Here is a 20,656-nt window from a genome sequence, read left to right as displayed (position 1 = left end):
TATCTTTGTATGATACGCCACCTTTCTTTTTATATAATGCCAAGTACATTTAAGAATACGATAATAATCGCAATTGGTGCGATAAAGCGAAGTAAGAATAACCATAATACGAATAGTTTATAACCTTTATTTTTACTTACACCTAGCTCTTTCATTAATACATCTTTCTTCATTTTTAAAGGAACAAAGATAGAAACTAATAATACACCAAGTGGCATTAAAACGTTACTTACTGCATAGTCCGCTAAATCAAAGACTGTCTTTCCGAAAATCTTCAGATCACTTAATATACCGAATGATAATGCTGATGGTACCCCAACAACGAAGATTAATAACCCTACGATTAAGGCCATTTTTTCACGTTTCCCTTTACCTTTTGATGTTAACGATGCAACACTAATTTCTAACATCGAAATTGCTGATGTAATCGTAGCGAAGAAGAATAGTAATAAGAAAACGATGAAGAATAATTTTCCGAATGCCATTTTACTGAAAATAGCTGGCAACACGATAAATAATAGTCCCGGCCCTTGAGATGGTTCCATTCCAAATGCGAACACAACTGGGAAAATTGCAAGTCCTGCAAGTAATGTAATAACAAGAGTTAAGGCTACGATAGAAAATGCTGAACGTGGTAAGCTTTCTTCTTTCGGTAAGTATGAGCTATACGTTACCATAACGGCTACCCCGACAGATAATGAGAAAAACGATTGCCCCATTGCGTATAATATAACTTCTGATGTTACATGTGAGAAATCAGGTTGTAAGAAGAAACGAACGCCTTCTCCAGCACCATCTAATGTAAGTGCACGAACGATTAATACAAAGAATAAAACGAATAGTGCTGGCATGAAATATTTATTTACTTTTTCAACACCATTTTGTACACCTTTACTTACGATGAAAATAGTAATAAGGATGAATAATAGCTGTGATCCAACTGCTAAATATGGATTGGAAATGATTTCACCAAACGTAGCTTCGTATGCTCCATTTCCTTCCCATAGTCTACCTGTAATTGCATTCCATAAATATAATAAAATCCAGCCTCCTACAACACTGTAGAAAGAAAGTAATATGAAACATGTTACAATTCCTAATTTACCTAACCAAGGCCATAACGTTTTAGGAGCAATCTCTCTATATGCATCGACAGCCTCTTTTTGTGTACTTCTTCCAATAACAAATTCAGCTAATAATAGCGGTAAACCAATTAATAATGTGAAACCGATGAAAATTAAGAAGAACGCTCCGCCTCCTCCAATGCCGGCCATATATGGGAATTTCCAAATCGCCCCAAGACCAATTGCCGAACCTGCTGCAGCTAATACGAAACCTAATTTCGATGTCCATTGCTGTGAATTCATTTGTTAATCTCCTCTCTATCTCTTTTTCTTTGTTACAATTCGGTATTTATATTGTTCTATCAATACTCTTTTCTAATACGTTCACTTCCTCCCTAATAAAAAAACGTCCCTACGTAAATACGTAGGGACGACAAAAATATCGCGGTACCACCCTAGTTGTGAAGAACACTAAGAAACCACCTAAATAAAAACGCCCCTACGCAAAAACGTAGGGACGATAAAATATCGCGGTACCACCCTAGTTATGAAGCCACACCAAAGTTAGGACCTAAATAAAAAACGTCCCTACGTAAATACGTAGGGACGATAAATATCGCGGTACCACCCTAGTTGTGAAAAAATCTTCACCACTTTATTTGATAACGGTATAAACTACCGTCTTTCATTTCCTCATAATGCGAGATTTATGAAAGATGCTCCAGGACGAACTTCATGAATAATCTATATACTGATTCACACCAACCATCAGCTCTCTGAAATAGGGAGATATTCACTACTATACCCTTTCATTGCCCAAATATTATTTTCCGAATTGATTACTATCATTTTTATCACACATTAAAAATAGTGTCAACTTATATTTTGAATTTTTATGTATTACAATCTATTTAAAAATTCGAAATATAAGTTTTAGTTTAGAAAACAAGTGGATTAGTACATAACGAATTCTAACAGGCAATAGAAAAAGAATTACGTATTATTGATACTTATTCAATAATACAAATCATCTAGAAACATAACCTGTCTCTCTGTATTCATTTTTTAAGAGTTTGATGGATACCAAGAAAATTTCGCATCACTATCCAGTGGTCTATTTTTCGTTTCTTCTTTAATTACACGAAACCATTCATTTAGAATTTGAGTTTTGGGCAATTGAGCAGCAAGGTTATCTTCCCAAATTATATGTGAAAACCAAGCTTTCGTTTCCCATTCAAACTGCAATTGCGCAAACGAAATTATAGGGTGATCAGCTTCATGAAATTGCTCATTTACTGCATTTGAAACTTCTGGAGCTTGCGGTAACAACTCGTTCTGAATTCTATTTCTTATCGTCTCATTTTCTAGCTGATCCCAGAAATACAATTGCCCATTTATTTGATAAAAAATATCAAATGAAGCCTCACCTTTCTTCAAATTCAATAATACGAAGGCACGTTCCACATCATTGTCAGCCGCCTTTACAGCATTAATAATTATATTTTGTGCCATTGATACCCAGTAACTAGTCGCTTCCTCTACCGGTGATTCAACATACAATTCTTCACTTAATTCATGAAGAGTGGCTTCTTGCTCATTTACTTTTTCAACTTTTTTAAAAAACCTATTAAAAAAACCCATAACTTCCCCCTTATTACTATTTTCTATTTCACAAAATAAAAAATAGATTTTTCTTGCTCATCCACATTTACTCCTGGCGCGTATGTATGAACTTGTTGCAATACTTCTTCTATTAGCAACTCTAACTCCTGCACACTATTTTCTGGACTCCCTATTAATGTATCTGCCATACGTTTATATAATTTTTCAGGTTTAATAGTCATTCGTTCCACATTATTAGGCATCCATTTAAACGCTGGATGATATACGTACATTTTATTCAAACCAAATAAAACACCAAATACATTCCTTTGTACTTCACAAATAACGTCATAAAGCATAAGCCAATCTTTCCGTTTTAAAAGCGCCTTTCGATTGTGCCAACGATTACTTAACCATAGATTTTCTGAAATCATCCGTTTTGCTAGTTCATCTGGATATGCCGCTACTCTATCTTTTAATTCATTCACTTTCCCTTCTCCATACAAACTAACACCATCATGAACAGATGATACAATACATTGTTTTTCATAACTTATATCATATTGATCCACCACATCCGAAATCACTTTCTCTACTGTCTCTGTTAAAAAGTTACTAATCTCTAATTTAATTCCCTCTTTCGTTAAATACGTTTCCGACCATTCTTCTTCCTCATACGGATGATACGATAATATTTTCCCATCAATATGATAAATAGGGGCCCTACGATCCTCATCTTCCGGCGGTGTTGACCATAAAATATGTAATTCTATATCTGAATGTTCATCTTCAAGTTTTCTAGCTACTGAACCCGCTAAAATAATAGCTTCCACTTTCGGATTTTTCCTATAAATCTCTGCCATCTCTATTGCTTTCTCTTTTAATCCCAATTCATTTCCTCCTAAAATTGCAGTAATCCCCTTACTTTTCATTTATCTATTTCGATTTTACAGCTTGCATTACCTTTTCAAATTCCTACTACATCATATTTCTATCCAATAGCGCTGAATAACTTCACCAGTACGAGAAGAAACTACTTCATTTTCTAACACACCGCCAACCTTTTGAATCGTTTTAGCAGAACCGATATTGGATTTATCGCAAGTTATTAACACTTTCTGTAATCCTAATTTTTGTGCTTCAGCTAATGCAAGTTGTAGTTGTTTCGTAGCGTAACCGTGGCGACGCTTATTTGGATGGACACTATATCCAATATGACCGCTTTCCCGTAATAATTCTGGATTTAATCTATGTCTAATATTCACAAAACCTATAAGTTCCCTTTTTTCAAAACTTAAAAACTGGCTAGATGGCACTCGATTAGCTAGTATATTTTCTCCTAGTTCTTGTTTACTCACTTTTTCAAACCATTCATCAAGAGAATCAAAGTTTTGTAAAGAACTACTTCCATGTGGTTGTTCCCCTGATTGTAAAAATGCCTGTCTATACGCCGTAATATGCTCACTATATTCATGGATTGGTTTTAATAGTTTCATTGTTCTTCTCCCCCTTCTTCATTCCATAAAACAAACACCTTAATAGCAGCTATTCACTATTAAGGTGTTTCTATCCTTTTTATTCAAATAACCCCATACTCAAATAACGTTCCCCTGTATCAGGCGCAATACATAAAACTTTTTTACCAGCGCCTAGACGTTTCGCTATCATGATTGCAGCGTAAACAGATGCTCCAGAAGACGGCCCAACTAATAATCCCTCTTGTCTAGCTAAGTTTCTCATTGTCGTTAAAGCCTCTTCGTCTGCAATTTGAATAATTTCGTTATACACTTCTATATTTAAGTTTTTCGGGATGAACCCTGGGCTTGTTCCTACTAGTTTATGAGGACCTGGTACACCACCTGATAAAACGGGAGATCCTTTCGGTTCCACTACTGCAATATATAAGTTTGGTAATTTCTCTTTTAACGTTTCACCAGTCCCTGTAATCGTTCCGCCTGTTCCTGCCGTTGCAACAAAGGCGTCAAGCTCTCCATCCATTTGTTCATAAATTTCAAGCGCAGTCGTATAGCGGTGAATATTCGGATTAGCTGGGTTTTCAAATTGTTGCGGAATAAAACTATTCGGTATTTGCTTTTGCAATTCTAACGCCTTCGCAATTGCTCCTGGCATTCTTTGTTCTGCTGGTGTTAAAACTACTTCTGCCCCGTATGCTTTTAATAAATTAATACGCTCTTTTGACATATTGTCTGGCATAATTAAAATCGCTTTATACCCTTTAGCTGCTGCATTCATCGCTAAACCAATCCCTGTATTCCCGCTTGTCGGTTCAATGATTGTATCTCCTGGTTTGATGAGACCATTTTCTTCTGCAACGTGAAGTAAATTATAAGCAGCACGGTCTTTCACACTGCGCGATGGATTAAACATTTCTAGTTTCACATACACATCTGCTGCGTCTTCCGGAATAAATTTAGATAATCGGACGACAGGTGTATCGCCTATTAATTCTGTTACGTTTTCACATAATTTCATAGCGCATCCCCTATTCTATCGTTTTCTTATCACTTGGCAGTAACCATGAAGTGAGTCCAATTAATGGTAGACAACTACATAATAGCATAATAAATTGCAGGCTATATATATCTGCTAATTTCCCAAGAACTACTGCACCTAATGCTCCAAGTCCAAACGCAAGACCTACGATTAATCCTGACACCATTCCCACTTTTCCAGGTACAAGCTCTTGTGCATATACAACAATTACACTAAAACTACTTGAACTAATAAAACCGATACATAAAAATAACGGTACGACCCACACAAGTGAGACATGTGGTAATAACAGTGCAAGTGGCGCTGAACCTAACATTGAAAATACGATGATATTTTTCTTACCAAATCGATCTGCTAACGGTCCTCCGAAGAAAGTTCCTAACACACCAGCAATCATAAATGCGAATACGAAATACTGGGCATTTTTTATAGATAAACCATAATGCTCTATTAAGTAAAATTGATAGAAATTCCCGATACCAGCACCGTACCAAGAACGTACAAAAGTAAGAAAAACAAGAAGTATAATAACGAATTTAATGTGTGTACTTACAATTGCATTTTCCGCCTCAAGCGCAGCCCTCTTCTTCCTTCTTACAGCGCCGGTTGCTAATTCATTTTTGTACCAATTCGATACGAAAATTAATAATACAATTCCTACTGCTGCAAATGCTGTAAAACCTAATGAACCAATTTGACCGAGTGGAACGAAAATTAGCGCTGTAAAAATAGGAGCTAAGGAATTCCCCGTGTTTCCCCCAACTTGATAAATCGCTTGCGCTAACCCTCGTTTTGCACCTGCCGCCATATACGCAACACGAGCGCCTTCTGGATGAAAAACTGCGGAACCTAAACCAATAAATAAAACAGAAATAATAACAATAATAAAGTTTGGTGCAAACGCGAGTCCAATCATTCCAAGCATGCTTGAAAACATACCGAGTGGTAATAAAAATGGTGATGGCTTCTTATCTGAATACATACCAAACACCGGTTGCATAATCGATGACGTCATATTTAAAGCAAACGCAATCCACCCTACTTGCATATAGGATAAATTCATCGTTTTTTCCAAAATAGGAAACAACGCCGGCACAACTGCTTGCATCGAATCATTTAAAAAATGCCCAAAGCTAATCGCAAATAAAATTCGATATATTGTCGGTGTTTCTACAGTTTTTTTGTGTGAAACTGCCTGCATATGTGAATCTCCCCTTTCTGTACAAATTATATATTTATTACAGTAGGTGTAATAAATTCTGACTTTTGAAACATTTCTATTCTATACTGCTTTCATTTCTTTTTCCAGAAATATAACTTAACTCCCGTCATTGGCTTGCATCCTTGTAACTTTCAGCGGTAAAACAGTACAAAAAAAGACAACCCAATCACATACTGGGTTGCCTCTTACATTAAATTGCAAAATGCTTATACTTCTCGTAATCACTCGTCTTACATTCTATTTCTAATTTGGTACCTTCGTTTTCGTAACTCGTAGATAAAACGTGTGCATGATTATTGAAATACGAAACTACCTGTCCTTGATCATATGGAATTAACATTTCACACTTCGTATACTCTTTATAGATGTGTGAGCGAATCATTTCTACAAGTTCTTCAATTCCAACATGTTTCTTCGCTGATAAATAAACGCGATTTTCTTGCACTTTCGGAATTTCAACATCTACCATATCTGATTTATTATAAGCATAGATCGTTGGAATATTTTCTACTCCAATTTTCTTTAACGTTTCATTTGTAATATCAATTAATTGTTCATAATTTGAATTTGCGTAATCTACGACGTGAATAAGTAGGTCTGCTTCCGCTACTTCTTCTAACGTTGAACGGAACGCCTTCACAAGATGATGTGGTAATTTACTTACAAATCCAACTGTATCTGTTAATAAGAATGATTTATTATCTGGCAAATCAATATTTCGTACAGATGTTTCTAACGTCGCGAATAACATATCTTTTTCAAGTACTTGTTTTTCTTCTGTACCATTATAAATTTCAAGCATTGCATTCATCGTCGTTGACTTTCCTGCATTCGTATAACCTACTAATGCTACAACAGGTATTTCATTTTTCTTACGTTGCTTTCGCTGCGTTTGACGCTGGGCAACGAGCGCTTCTAAATCTTTATTTAAAACTGAAATTTGTTCTTCAATTTTACGACGGTCTAACTCTAACTTCTTCTCACCGACACCTTTATTTTTCGTACCAACGCCGCCGCTCTGTCTTCCTAACGATTCACGAAGACCGATTAAACGAGGCATCATATACTGAAGATGGGCTACTTCTACTTGTAGCTGTGCTTCTTTCGTTTTCGCACGTTGCGCAAAAATATCTAAAATTAAAATGGTACGATCAATTACCTTACAATCTAAATCCTCTTCTAAATTTCGAATTTGTGAAGGAGATAATTCATCATTAAAGATGACCATATTCGCATCTATTTCTTGTACATACGCTGCTACTTCTTCAATCTTTCCTTTTCCGATATAATGCGATGGATTTACTCGTTGTAAATTTTGCGTTACTTGCCCAATTACCTCTACATCACAAGCTTCCGCAAGATTTGTTAACTCTTCCATCGAATATGCAAAATCATCTTCATTACCTACATTTACTCCAACTAAAACTGCTCTTTGTAATACTTCTTCCATATATTTATTCCTCCATTTCGATTACGTAAAATAAAAAACACAGGTCGCTGCCTGTGTTTTCGTAAACGGATAAGGGTTCATCAAAGAAATAGAAGAAAGCTGTGCTTTCATCCTATCTCATAGTAAAAAAAGTCCCAAAATCGTATACGTATCCACAATAAGTGTTCACCTATACAATCCCATTCTATTTATAAAGGCAAAACAAAAAGAGGGCGTATTCGTCCCTCCCTCTTTTTCACATATAAGCTTAATAAAGGGTTCCTTTAAAATAGGCAGACCAATCCCGTTCACTCTGTACACAGACAGAGCCTTTGAGCGCTATTCAATTATTGGCACAAAGTATTGAGACGTAATCTGATTAAGATCAAAGGAAGCCCCTCCGTTCATTTTAAGTTACATAAAGTGTAGCATAAGTAATTCGCTTTCACAAGGTTTAACAACCTATATCACACTAAAGAAAATCGTTATATTTTTACTTTAATCGTCATTTTTTGCGAATTTTTCTCACAATAAAAATAACAAAAGCAATTATCAATTTTAGAAACTTCTCGTATATTATTTTTACAACACTCGCTAAATTCCTTCATAGTAAGTTAAGTCGTTCAATACATCAAAAATCTATATTGACATTTTTATAACCTAATATTAGTATCAGGTTATAAAAATAAAAATTAGGAGATGTTCCTATGCATTCTAAATCTCGTATTACTGCAATTGGTACTTATGTTCCAAATCAAATATTGTCTAATAACGATTTAGAAAAGATGGTCCATACGAATGATGAATGGATTGTACAAAGAACAGGAATGAAGGAAAGAAGAATCGCTAGCGAAGAAGAATATTCCTCAAACTTAGCCATTAAAGCAATTAAAAATTTATGTACAACATATAAGAAAAACTTAGAAGATGTCGACTGTATCATTGTCGCTACTACTACTGCTGATTACGTTTTCCCTAGCGTTGCTTGCCAAATACAACAATACTTCAACATACCTCATACACTAGCTTTTGATTTAAATGCAACTTGTGCTGGTTTTACATATGGACTACACGTCGGTAATAGCTTAATCACTTCTGGATCACATGAAAAAGTACTTGTCGTAGCGACAGAGACATTATCTAAAGTTACTGATTATACCGATAGAACGACCTGTATTTTATTCGGTGATGGTGCTGGAGCTATTTTATTAGAAAGAGATGAAGACACCCCAAGCTTTATCGCTGCTCACATGGGAACAAACGGTGATGGCGGCATTCATCTATATAGAACAAACTTATCTACTACTATGAATGGCACACCACTGCAAACAAATGAAAAAATCGTTCAAAATGGAAGAGAAGTATATAAATGGGCAACACGTACAGTGCCAAAAGGCATAAAAGATTTAATACATACCGCAAATATGCCAGTAGATGATATAGACTGGTTCATACCCCACAGCGCTAACTTACGAATGATCGAATCTATTTGCGAAAAATCTCAAATTCCAATACAAAAAACATTAACGAGCGTGGAATATATGGGGAATACCTCTTCAGTCACCATTCCACTCGCTCTAGATTTAGCTATAAAAGAAGGGAAGTTAAATAATGGAGACACACTTTTACTATACGGATTCGGTGGTGGTCTTACACATTTAGGGCTTATTGTAGAGTGGAATTTAATTTAAGTGTATAAAAAGAGGCTCTAGTCAGTAACTAGAACCTCTTTTTCATTTAATTTCTTGCCCCTTTTCGAGACCATATCACAACAGGAATAAGTAATAACGCTAACACGCCTCCAGCCAATGACAATGCCGCATAACTTGAATTCGCTACTACCATACCTGACATCGCTCCACCAGAAGCTCCAGCTAGCGCAATACAAACATCTATTTTCCCTTGTGTTTTAGCACGTGTAGACGGTGTTGTGGAATCAACGATTTGTGCTGTACCACTTATCAATCCGAGGTTCCATCCTAGCCCAAGTAAAGAAAGAGCAACGATTAATAATAATAAAGAATCACTTGGCGCTATCGCAGCTATGACACCCGCTGCAAGTAAAATCACTCCACCAGCTATACTCATTGTAGTTCGGCCAATTTTATCAATTAACATTCCTGTAATGAGAGATGGAAGATACATTGCACCTACATGAAAACCTATCACAAGTCCTACTGCACTTAAACCGTGACCGTGGTGTCCCATATGAACTGGCGTCATCGTCATAATCGCAACCATCACTATTTGCGTAAGTATCATTACGATTGCTCCAACTGTAATACCTCGTTTATTTTCTTTCGCTTCTTCTGTTATTGGTTGCCCTTTATATGTATGTTCCTGTTTATATCTTTCTATTATGTTAGCAATAATTAACGGATCTGGACGAAGCATAACAAAAAGAACTAGACCCGCCAGTATAAATGCTGCTGCCGATAGTATGAACGGACCTGCAAGTTTAGGAACTCCAATTGAATGAGCAAAACTTCCCATTACCCCTACTAAATTTGGTCCTGCAACTGCACCGAAAGTCGTCATTACCATCGTAATACTAACAGCCGTTGCTCTCTGCTTCTTATCTGCTAAATCTGTACCTGCATAACGAGCTTGTAGATTCGTGGCTGTACCGGCACCATATATGAGTAAAGAAATAAGTAAAAGAATAATACTATTTGTTAAAGCTGCCATTACAACACCAATTGCTCCAAATCCACCTACTATAAACCCTGTTGCAAGACCTATCCGGCGTCCATATCGTTGCGAAAGCTTCCCTACTATGAAAGCTGCTAATGCCGATCCCAATGTAAACATAGCAGTTGGTAATCCTGCAAATGCATCTGTTCCAAGCATTTGCTGCGCAAGAAGTGCTCCCACTGTAATACCAGCAGCTAGTCCTGCACCGCCAAACATTTGTGAAATGCTGACGATTATTAACGTTCGTTTGTATAGTTTTTGTTGCTCTTCTTCTGTGTACACATGATTATCTATTAAAGCCCCTGCCTTATCTAGCAATTCCCCATCCTCCTTTTAAAATTAAGCCCTCTTGTTAATGTACTATGTATAACGTTACATATTCAATGGCATTTTCCATTCATCCCTTTCATTCTAAAAAACTTTCTAATCATACTCGACTTATCCCATGCTATATTAAAAATACTACTATTCACAATATGCAAGGAGGAAACAATGAAAAAAACAGGCTGCTATAGCCTGTTTTTCTTTACGCTTCTTCTACTAATCTTCCCCTTCTCTTTTTACTCAAAGCTTTCCCTTCCCAAAACAACAAACTTACGAAAGCACAAATTAAAATAATTGGCACACTTGCTTTATATAAATCTGTAAAACTCATAGCCATCTGATTCTTGGCATAATGATTCACATCATTTGAAAATGTGAGTACCTCTTTCTTTATACTTTCCTCTTGTTTTTCAACTTCTTTTGTCACTTGCCTCATAACTTCTTCTCTTTTTACATCTCTATATTCTACTGGAACTTCTCTTAATATTTCATCCGTCTTGTCGCGAATCAATTCTTCCTTTTTCTCTTTACTTAATCCTATTGTCATTGCATTTTGTTTCTTATTTATATTCGACTCTAAACTTTGATTCTCTATTTTCTCTTTAGTCATTTGTAAAATTTCAGTTTGCTCAGCACTATTCACATGAATATTACGCACCTTTTCTTCTGCATAACGATATACTTTTTCTTTATTTACAGTTAAATTGTGAGTTAAGTTAGAGACAAATATTGCAACCGCCAATACAATTCCAACTTGTCGTAACATTGATACAACACTTTGAGAAGCAGTTAACAGTTCTCCTTCAAACGAAGACGCACTTAAAACTGTAATTGGCCCCACTACTAAACCATATCCAACACCTAATATCATACACGGAATAATAATTTCTATATTTGTTGAATGAACATCAATCATTTGCAACCAATAGTAGGAAAGCCCCATAACAAGAAATCCTGACAAAATAATAGTTACTTTTCCGAGTTTTTTAATTAAAGTTGCTGCAACTGGTGAGACAAAAAATATCATTGCTGAAATAGGTGTCACTAAAAAAGCCGCTTCAATTTCCGTTCGACCTTGTAGTTTCGTCAAGAACGTTGGAAGCAATACAGTAACTCCAATTAAAAATAAATTACTTAATATAACAACGATCGACGCTCCGACAAACATTCGATCTTGAAATAACTTTAAATTCACCATTGGATTATGAATCTTTCGTTCTACTAAAACAAATAGAATAAGAGAAATAGTGCTAATTGCATAACAAGACAAAGCAATATTACTTTGCCATCCCCATGTATTACCTTTTACTAATATGAGAGTAAATGAAAAAATTGCTGTACTACTTAATAGTAGTCCTACCCAATCTATTTTTGAGATAATACGTTCTTCATTTTTTATTTGCAGCATAATGCAGCATAAAATGATTCCAAGAATACAAATTGGAACATTTACGAAGAACACCCATCTCCAACCGAAATTTTGTGTAATAATTCCACCTATCACTGGTCCCATAGCAGCTGACAATCCTTGTGTTACTCCTAAAATCGCAAGCGCAACATGCCTCTTAGCTAATGGCATAGCTGATACACCAATTACCATACTTGTTGGAAATAAAATCGCTGCCCCAATGCTTTGTATAAAACGAGAAAAAATAAGAAAATCACCTGTATTAGCAAAAGCGCAAAGTACCGATCCACCACCAAAAATCACCAGACCAAGAACATACATCTTTGCTTTTCCAAAGATATCAGCTATCCGCCCTAACGGAATGGCAAGTACTGCAATCGTCATTGTATAAACATTTAATACCCAAGACATCTTTTCTAATGAAGTATTTACACTCGATTGTATTGCTGGTAAAGCTATATTCATAATTGTCGTATCAATCATACAAAGAAAGATACCTAGACACATTAAAAAGACAATCTTAATACCCTTTGATTGTTCCATCTTTATATACCCCTTTATTTATTGTGAACGCGTTTTTCATTCTTCTGTTTTATTGTTTTCTTCCGCCTCTAACTCTTCTAATTTTTTCTTCAAAGTCTCTACTTGTGCACTATACGATGCAATACCTACATCTAGTGAAATTTCTTCGACGAAAGTAATACCTACTCTCCACTTTTCATATTTCAATCGAAGATCTGCAATGTACGCTTCTTTTCTTTCAATTTCATCTTTAATCCATTTTTTTATCGTCACATCATCACTATAGTTGCCAAAATACATTCTCATTAAAAAATCCGAACGTAAAACATCCTTCTCTACAGGCGTCTGCATATATTGATAAAACTCTTCACGTCCTTCATCTGTAATAAAGTACATTTTCTTATTCGGTTTCCCCTCTTGCATGACAACCTCTTTTTTTATTTTCCCCTCATTCTCCAATTGTCGTAACGTTGGATAAATCATTCCAAAACTTCCATCAAAAAAGTGGGTAAATACGTCTTCAAAAACAATTTTAATATCGTAACCAGACATTTCTTTTCCCATTAATAAACCTAAAACAACATCTCTTCCCTTCAAAGTAAAACCCCCACATATTATATAATCAATAATCATATTAACAATGTTAATATGATTATTGATTATATACCTTATTCTGTTAATTGTAAAATGTTTCTAAATAAAAAAGCCCCATAATTTGGTTTTACCAATTCACAGGGCCATTTTCTTATTTACTCCTTCACACCTACATCTTGCAAAACTTCAATATCCTCTTTCATTTCATAATAATAAGAAGGCAATTCTATACCATGTTCTAAGAAATAATCCTCTATGAATGAAATAATGATTTTTAACGTTTTCACACGGGCATACAATTTATCGTTACTTTCAATAATATGCCACTTCGCATTTGGCTTACTTGTTCTTTCAAACATGTCTTCCATCGCTTCAACATACTCATCCCATTTTTCACGATTACGCCAATCTTCATCTGTAATTTTCCATCTTTTCAAAGGATTTTTCTCTCTATCGTTAAATCTCTTTAACTGTTCCTCTTTACTTATATGGTAGAAGAACTTCCCTATTATGTAATGGTCATCTGTTAGTAGTTTTTCAAAATCATTAATCTCATCATATGCTCTCATCCACTCTTCCTTTGTAGCAAAACCTTCAACACGCTCAACTAACACACGACCGTACCATGAGCGATCAAAAATGGTAATTTGCCCGTACTGTGGAATTTTGCGCCAGAAACGTTGCAAATAATGGTAACGTTTTTCATGAGGTGCAGGCGCTCCAATTGGATCTACTTGGAACCCACGTGGGTCAAGATGTTCCGTCACCCGCTTAATTGCCCCACCTTTACCAGCCGCATCCCATCCTTCCATAACAAGCATAACCGCGATTTTTTCTTCTTTCAAAATTTGTTGTAATGCTAATAAGCGCCTTTGATATTTTTCGAGTTTCTTGTTGTACTTAGATTTTGATTCAATTTTTTTCGTTAAATCTACTTTAGCAAGATGTCCATTTTCCATAAAACAAATCCCCCTTGTTGTATGACAATGTTATTTTAACATATTTTTGGTAATTTTTTCATATCCTAAAAAGCTGTGTAGGAACATCTCTACACAGCTTCCTTCTCTAATTTCACATCTACAAGCACATTTAACTACATTAAAATAAATAATTTATACGGAACTCTTAGTATATTCTTTTTTTAAAACGTAAAAATAGCCCTTTTAAAAAGGGCAGTAATCTAAGTATAGAAAAAACAAATTTATTCTTTCTTACTACATACGTAATTATGCCAGCTATAAGAGTAGTGAATAAGATATTGATTCACTACTCACAATACTCACTTTACATTATATGGTATATTTACTCGTAAAAAGAAGATAATAACAAGTAAATCCATTAAAGAATGGGAGCTCTCAAAAAATGAAACGAAAAATATTAACTCTCTTTACGCTTATATGTTTAGCACTACCAATGCAAGCTAGTGCTTACACATTTCAGTCACTACCGATTGCGTCAAAGTCTAAACAATGGTATGTCGAAATTGATAAATCTCATAACTCAAACAAGCAAGCAATCCAGCCAAAGCAAGGTGTATTTGATACGTATAGTTTACTCGTAAAAAACATCGGTCATGATGTATCAAACGTATCTGTGGAAATACTTGATAACAATCCTACCTCTAAGGCTACCTTTAAACCTACTACACCTAATGAAAATATTTCTAAAAGTCATACAAGCTTTGAGTACATGGTATTCCCATTAGACTTTAATAGTCATAATTTTAAAGTTGTGATCACTTGGGAAGAAAAGAATTTCTCTTATAACGGCCATCCGGTAAATGAAGGTAAAAAAATGAAACAAACATTTGTATTTAGTGAAGAATAAGTCCTAATTTCTTTAGGGCTTATTCTTCTTTTTTGAAACCTGCTTGTATCGCTTCCGTCACTTCTTTTGTGATTTCTAATTTTGTTGCTTCGATACTAATTTTTTGCGCCAAATATGTATGGAAGGCTTTTCATTACAAAGTTGTTTTATTAATACTGGTTGATTATATGCTAGGTTATTTTCTATATAGGTCTAGCCCTCTTTTCCCATATAATCAATTAAATCGACGAATACTCGGTACAGACAATGCTATTCCAATTGTTAAAATTACTAAACTAGCTAGTGTTATAATAGTTATCTCGCCACCTATGACAGTAGCTAACCAGCCTACAACTACATACCCTAATGGCAATAAAGCAAAAGAACCCAACATATCAAGACTTGCCACTCTTCCGAATGCTTCTTCTGGTACAAGTTCCTGTAAACTCGTTTCCCAAATGAGTCCAAATATCATCATGCCAAATCCTTCAATTGCCATTAAGAATATTAAAGCGGGTGCCCAAGAAATGAATGGCATAATTAATAAAGCAATACCACTCATTAAAACACCTCCATAAGCCAGTAATCCTCTCTTATGCCACCGCTCTTTCCCACCAAATATTAATGCAGCAATTACAGCCCCACCACCAGAAAAGGCCATGCCAAGTCCATACACGTAAGCTTCAAAATGATGATGAACATTAAATAACCACGGAATTAATACGACGATAATGCCGGCATAACAAATATTTATAAAAGAAAAAACTAAAATTGTAATCCACAGCCACGGATGACTTTTTAAAACTAATACACCTTCCATAAACTCTTGTTTGTAATTAAGCTTACTCTTTTCAATGGGTTTTACTTTTTCAAACTTAATTTCTTTTAAAAATAATAAACATAAAAATGATAATAAGTACGTTACTGCATCTAGTCCGAAACCTATCCCTGCAGACGCAACCGATACGATTAACCCACCAAGTGCTGGTCCAATTAATCGTATACCTTGATTACTCATTTGAGTGAGTGCGTTAGCTGCATTACGAATTTCAGGAACGAATACTTTCGCCCTTACAGCAGAATATGCTGGTTGGAATATCCCTTCCATAAGTCCGTATAAGGCAACGAGAATGTATAAAACTGTAATTGTTAATAAATCCATAAATATAAGCGATGCAAGTAATAGCATTAATATACAGCGGAGTATATCCGTAAATAACATTAATTTAACCCGATCAATTCGGTCTACAATTAAACCTGCAAACGGTAAAGCGAGAATATTAGGTAGCATGTACATTGCCATTGTCATTCCCATCACAACTGTTGAGCCAATTAATGAATACACAACAACTGGGAGTATGACCATAGTTATCGAACTACCTAAGGCCGAGAGTAATTGTCCAATCCATAAAAATTTAAAGTGTGGTGATACTTTAACCGGTAATAATAATTTACCAACATAACCTAAACTTTTCTCCTTTTGTATTTCTCCTTGCATGTCTCTTCCCTCTTTTCGAATGACTATAGAATTTATAATTTATAACTTAAAATTTATAATATTCAATTTATAATTATATAAGAAACAATTATGTTATGGTAAAATTATCAAAAAAATATAAAGGAGAATACATCATTATGCCTCTAAATTCACATAACATCGAACACCAGATCTATACAATGTGTATGATCCAACGTAACAATGAAGTTTTACTCATAAAACGCCCCAACCATCGAGGTTTCCCTGGCTACATCGCTCCTGGCGGCAAAGTAGATTTCCCCGAAAGTATCGTTCAAGCCGCTATAAGAGAAGTAAAAGAGGAAACTGGATTACTTGTTTCGAATTTAACTTTTAAAGGATTAGATGAATATGTAAATCCGAAAGGTAATGTTCGGTACATGGTATTTAACTACTGGACAGACTCATTTGAAGGTGAACTTCTTTTAAACCCTCCTGAGGGCGAATTATTATGGATACCAATCGATACAGCACTACATCTTCCTATGCAAGATTGGTTTAAAGAGAGATTCCCATTATTTTTTGAAACAGGCACTTTTGAAATTCAACGTGTTTGGGATAATGAGCTAAATAAACAAATTTCTATGACAATTACCCATACATAAAAAAGCTTGGAAACCTGTCCAAGCCTTTCTTACTTCTAAGTAATTTTTTCAATCTTATAATGAATATGTAAAAATTTAAGTCCAAATATCCACATGCTATGATGAGCTGTTAACATTTTATCCTTATCCTCTGTAATGACGAAAGTCTCTGCTAACGGTAAACGGATTGTTAAGAACTGAGTATGTAAATAAATACCCTCATCTCCCTGACCATTTTCTCTTAACTTACTAGTAATGATTAAATCATGACTATCATTATATATTTTCAAAATACCAGTCATATTCGAATAAGGTAAAGGTAAGGCGATATTCATATATGTCTCATTCTTATTTGTATGCTTTGAATAAAGAGCTACAAAAATAGATTCACCTGCTTCATTTTTCCTTAGCCAAGCCCTTACATTCTCTCTTCCATCTTTCTCATCTATTACATTAATGATAGAGCCATGCATCGTTTCCCAATTGCCGCCCATCCCTAAATGTATTTGTCCCACACGCTTACTCATTTTCTCATAACAAAATGCAAATGGGCGGAACCAACGAGCCCATTTAATATTTGATTGCAACTCATACTCTGTTGTATTTTCATAAAAACGAATAATACTTAAAGGTACCTTCGTCACGTCAAATGACTCACTATGAAAATCAGTTATTTGATCAACTAAACCGTTGTATTCCTTACTGCCTACTAAATTGCCGCTATATAAAAAAGCCTCACCAATTGCCACACTTCCTCTTAATTTACTCATTGGTTTCCCATAGTATTTATAATTCGGAACACTCTTTTCGATCATCCAGCCGACAAATGCCGGTAACGCTACTCCAATTCCATTGACAACACCATGAATCCAAACCATTTGAGCAATTGTAATCGTCATTACATGCTTCAAATTCCCGTATGAGTATATAAGTGAGAACATAATTGTAACCATGAGTGTACTAGACGAAACGATTAGTAGAATCTTTGCACTGATAGCATTAAATTTTGCTCTCCAAACGTAAAATCCATACCCATAAATCGCACATAAATATAGAAACACTGCAAAAAATTCAAATATTCTCGAGTATGTAATTCCTATTGCGACTGTCATAGGTGAAATCATGATGATAAACATAATAACATCATATACTTTACTTCTCTTTTCTCTTTTTCTCCCTATTAAACCAGCTGATAATGGCAATAGAAACGCCGAATAATGAAAATGTGCAGCTGTGAGTAAAACAATGTCAGAGCTAAACTGCATAATTGAAAGTTTTGCTACTGAAGCAAAAAACCAAAAACCACCTAAAAACAAATAAATAAACGCACTATCTATGGCGGTCTCTTCTAACGGCTTCCATCCTCTTTCTAGCAATCTACTTACACCAAATAACGCAACAATTCCTGTATATACAAACCAAACTAGCGCAAATACATAGTGATTTGTGACGAAAGCTAGCATTGCACAAATTGCTGCAATTGGATATAAAAACGATACGAATTTATAAAATAATAAATACGATCCATCTCTTTTTCTTTTATCAATAATACAAAGTGACATTGGTATAAATAATAAAACAGATAATAATATAATTGCTTCAACAGGATTTATATTCGACCGCTCACATAATAGAAAAACAACATAACCAGCAAGCCCAAATATTATATTTTTCATATCGTTTATTTCCTTTCCACAAATGTTCCCTTATATGAAAAAAGCGAGCCAATTAACGGGTTTCGTACTTGTACATGAATTCGAAAACACTGTAGTGTTGCATCATAACTTTCAACAATTTTTGCTTCACCATACAAGAATTTTGGCAACGGAATTTTTCTTCCAAACATATAAAACCATTGTTTCTTTGAAGCAATATGCATTGCCCCTAACTCATCGATATGAAAATGTAGTGTAGAAACGAGTAAATGTGGTTCGCCAAAATAATCTACAATTTCATTTTCGTTTTCATCCAATTGCATAACTGCGTTAAAATATCTTTTCTTATTATGAAAATAAAAAGTACGGTTCCACCTTACTAATTCTTGTCCATATTCATCTCGCTCAGCTATGTTTTGTATCGTAAATGGAATTTCCTCTCCTCGTTCCGAGAAAAACATTCGAAACTTCGATGCAATTTTCAATATAAATTTCACGAAAAAAGAGCCACCGTAAATTTCATCCATCTTTCCTTCCCCTGTAAAACTATTCTCTTCTGTAATGGCATAACGCTTCTGCAATTCAGGATGAAGATTTTTATAGGTATCCCCTAATAATCGTTCATACATATTAGCCATACACTTATCCCTTTCTCGCCCTCTTGCAATTTTTCGCGCTTGGTAAATCGAAACTATTTATATAACCGACAATTGATAACCCCATTAGAAGAACATTTAATGTAATCGGATTAAACGGCCCTGTAAAGCTTGCGATATTCGTAAATCCTGCCGCTAACGTTAAAACTAGTAATACAATAATATGCAGTATAAATAATTTTCGTTTTGTTAGTGGCAACAGCCATACGACACCGAAAATTATTTCTAACACCCCAATTATTTTAAGTATATATACACTACTTTCATTTGAACCAATTAATACAGAAAGCATCTTTACTTCTTCTGAATGAGTAAACAGTAGTTTCGGCACTATCCCTTGATATATCCATACAAAAGCAAATAAAAAGCATACGAGCCAATACGTCATTGTTCTTCTAATTAGTAACCTAGGATGAAGCCCCTTTTCTAACCATAATTTTAAGGCATCAAAACTCCAAGCGGTCGCCCAACCTAATAACGGACGAAAAATATAGGAATCTATTACATTTCCTATACGACCAAATCTTGTATCATAATCATATTGTGTCTCAAAATGGATGTATTCTTTATTCGGCGTATACTTCCAATAACCACGTCCTATTTGAATAAGAGATAATGTATTATCCGTCCAAAATTTTAAAGAGGAAATTCTTTCACCAGTTTCTTTTCTTATTTCACCTATTGATTCCCCTTCTCCAGCTATTTCAAGCCCAAATCCAATCTTTGTTTTATACAAAAACTTCTGTGGTTCTCCTTCTTTTTTCCCTAAATACGAAATTTCAGTAAAGCGAGCATCCCACTCTGTATGTATATCTGGTTCTTGCGTATATCTCCATAATTTTTCCATCGTCGTGTTCATTTTTGTCGCAACATAAATAGGCTGTTTCCTTTTCATTCTCCCACCTCCTATGCACTATAAGTTTAATGTACATGCAATGAATTTATTTTGCTACATTTTTCACAAACTTTTCTGTAAAAAGAAAGAATTTTTAAAATATATGTAAAACACTTGATTCCCCGAAAAATTTAAATTATTATAAAACAAATGTTACCAATAACTTCATAA

At 34.9% G+C, this 20,656-nt stretch carries 18 protein-coding genes and 1 other annotated feature; of the genes, 3 read left to right on the top strand and 15 right to left on the bottom strand.

The window, feature by feature from the left end; all coding sequences use genetic code 11:
* Nucleotides 1–29: 29 nt before the first annotated feature.
* From ACLBXA_RS25475 to hflX, 7 genes are all read right to left on the bottom strand, one after another.
* Entirely contained in the window at nucleotides 30–1,367 is a 1,338-nt protein-coding gene (locus tag ACLBXA_RS25475) for a sodium-dependent transporter (RefSeq protein WP_001088185.1), read from the bottom strand.
* A 296-nt stretch (nucleotides 1,368–1,663) separates the two neighbouring features.
* Nucleotides 1,664–1,886, bottom strand: a binding site (T-box leader).
* A 243-nt stretch (nucleotides 1,887–2,129) separates the two neighbouring features.
* A complete protein-coding gene (locus ACLBXA_RS25470) occupies nucleotides 2,130–2,705 on the bottom strand; it encodes a hypothetical protein (RefSeq protein ID WP_000505539.1) in 576 nt (191 codons plus the stop codon).
* Nucleotides 2,706–2,728: 23 nt separating this feature from the next.
* A complete protein-coding gene (locus ACLBXA_RS25465; protein ID WP_242297684.1) occupies nucleotides 2,729–3,556 on the bottom strand; it encodes a DUF4037 domain-containing protein in 828 nt (275 codons plus the stop codon).
* 93 nt (nucleotides 3,557–3,649) lie between these two features.
* The gene (locus ACLBXA_RS25460; protein WP_000771276.1) at nucleotides 3,650–4,162 is read right to left on the bottom strand and encodes a GNAT family N-acetyltransferase; all 513 of its coding nucleotides are present in this window, start codon (nucleotides 4,160–4,162) and stop codon (nucleotides 3,650–3,652) included.
* A 79-nt stretch (nucleotides 4,163–4,241) separates the two neighbouring features.
* Nucleotides 4,242–5,159 carry a cysteine synthase A gene (cysK, locus tag ACLBXA_RS25455; protein WP_000762269.1) on the bottom strand — a complete coding sequence of 306 codons (918 nt, stop codon included), beginning with the start codon at nucleotides 5,157–5,159 and terminating at the stop codon, nucleotides 4,242–4,244.
* Nucleotides 5,160–5,169: 10 nt separating this feature from the next.
* A complete protein-coding gene (locus ACLBXA_RS25450) occupies nucleotides 5,170–6,381 on the bottom strand; it encodes an MFS transporter (protein WP_001149399.1) in 1,212 nt (403 codons plus the stop codon).
* 211 nt (nucleotides 6,382–6,592) lie between these two features.
* A complete protein-coding gene (hflX, locus tag ACLBXA_RS25445; protein WP_000393290.1) occupies nucleotides 6,593–7,852 on the bottom strand; it encodes a GTPase HflX in 1,260 nt (419 codons plus the stop codon).
* A gap of 686 nt (nucleotides 7,853–8,538) precedes the next feature.
* Between hflX and ACLBXA_RS25440 the strand changes: the two genes are divergently transcribed.
* On the top strand, nucleotides 8,539–9,522 hold the full coding sequence (locus tag ACLBXA_RS25440; RefSeq protein ID WP_000555769.1) for a ketoacyl-ACP synthase III: 984 nt from the start codon (nucleotides 8,539–8,541) through the stop codon (nucleotides 9,520–9,522).
* 46 nt (nucleotides 9,523–9,568) lie between these two features.
* Here ACLBXA_RS25440 and ACLBXA_RS25435 read toward each other — a convergent pair whose 3' ends face one another.
* The 4 genes from ACLBXA_RS25435 to ACLBXA_RS25420 form a co-directional block, all read right to left on the bottom strand.
* Nucleotides 9,569–10,843 carry an MFS transporter gene (locus ACLBXA_RS25435; protein WP_000884512.1) on the bottom strand — a complete coding sequence of 425 codons (1,275 nt, stop codon included), beginning with the start codon at nucleotides 10,841–10,843 and terminating at the stop codon, nucleotides 9,569–9,571.
* A gap of 208 nt (nucleotides 10,844–11,051) precedes the next feature.
* The gene (locus ACLBXA_RS25430; RefSeq protein WP_000438123.1) at nucleotides 11,052–12,800 is read right to left on the bottom strand and encodes an MFS transporter; all 1,749 of its coding nucleotides are present in this window, start codon (nucleotides 12,798–12,800) and stop codon (nucleotides 11,052–11,054) included.
* A 36-nt stretch (nucleotides 12,801–12,836) separates the two neighbouring features.
* Nucleotides 12,837–13,376, bottom strand: coding sequence for a PadR family transcriptional regulator (locus ACLBXA_RS25425; RefSeq protein WP_000678344.1), 540 nt, complete (start codon nucleotides 13,374–13,376; stop codon nucleotides 12,837–12,839).
* Between the two features lie 152 nt (nucleotides 13,377–13,528).
* Entirely contained in the window at nucleotides 13,529–14,332 is an 804-nt protein-coding gene (locus ACLBXA_RS25420) for a polyphosphate kinase 2 family protein (protein WP_000427314.1), read from the bottom strand.
* 403 nt (nucleotides 14,333–14,735) lie between these two features.
* Between ACLBXA_RS25420 and ACLBXA_RS25415 the strand changes: the two genes are divergently transcribed.
* The gene (locus ACLBXA_RS25415; RefSeq protein WP_000823339.1) at nucleotides 14,736–15,200 is read left to right on the top strand and encodes a hypothetical protein; all 465 of its coding nucleotides are present in this window, start codon (nucleotides 14,736–14,738) and stop codon (nucleotides 15,198–15,200) included.
* Nucleotides 15,201–15,414: 214 nt separating this feature from the next.
* On the opposite strand, the gene ACLBXA_RS25410 is transcribed toward ACLBXA_RS25415, so the two are convergent.
* On the bottom strand, nucleotides 15,415–16,677 hold the full coding sequence (locus ACLBXA_RS25410; RefSeq protein WP_001161167.1) for an MFS transporter: 1,263 nt from the start codon (nucleotides 16,675–16,677) through the stop codon (nucleotides 15,415–15,417).
* 137 nt (nucleotides 16,678–16,814) lie between these two features.
* Here ACLBXA_RS25410 and ACLBXA_RS25405 point away from each other — a divergent pair, with 137 nt between their 5' ends.
* Nucleotides 16,815–17,300: an 8-oxo-dGTP diphosphatase gene (locus ACLBXA_RS25405; protein ID WP_001130579.1), complete on the top strand. Its 486-nt coding sequence runs from the start codon at nucleotides 16,815–16,817 to the stop codon at nucleotides 17,298–17,300.
* A 35-nt stretch (nucleotides 17,301–17,335) separates the two neighbouring features.
* Here the strand turns inward: ACLBXA_RS25405 and ACLBXA_RS25400 are convergent, their stop codons facing one another.
* The 3 genes from ACLBXA_RS25400 to ACLBXA_RS25390 are packed head-to-tail and all read right to left on the bottom strand — an operon-like array spanning nucleotide 17,336 to nucleotide 20,485.
* Nucleotides 17,336–18,955 carry a YndJ family protein gene (locus ACLBXA_RS25400; RefSeq protein ID WP_000789396.1) on the bottom strand — a complete coding sequence of 540 codons (1,620 nt, stop codon included), beginning with the start codon at nucleotides 18,953–18,955 and terminating at the stop codon, nucleotides 17,336–17,338.
* 5 nt (nucleotides 18,956–18,960) lie between these two features.
* Nucleotides 18,961–19,572 carry a DUF4166 domain-containing protein gene (locus ACLBXA_RS25395; protein ID WP_000002648.1) on the bottom strand — a complete coding sequence of 204 codons (612 nt, stop codon included), beginning with the start codon at nucleotides 19,570–19,572 and terminating at the stop codon, nucleotides 18,961–18,963.
* Nucleotides 19,573–19,576: 4 nt separating this feature from the next.
* Nucleotides 19,577–20,485, bottom strand: coding sequence for a DoxX-like family protein (locus ACLBXA_RS25390; RefSeq protein ID WP_000823953.1), 909 nt, complete (start codon nucleotides 20,483–20,485; stop codon nucleotides 19,577–19,579).
* Nucleotides 20,486–20,656 lie beyond the last annotated feature (171 nt).

It is taken from the genome of Bacillus sp. D48C (genome assembly GCF_053345735.1).
Note: the sequence above shows the minus strand (reverse complement) of the source record. Positions and strands in the feature narration are given on the sequence as shown.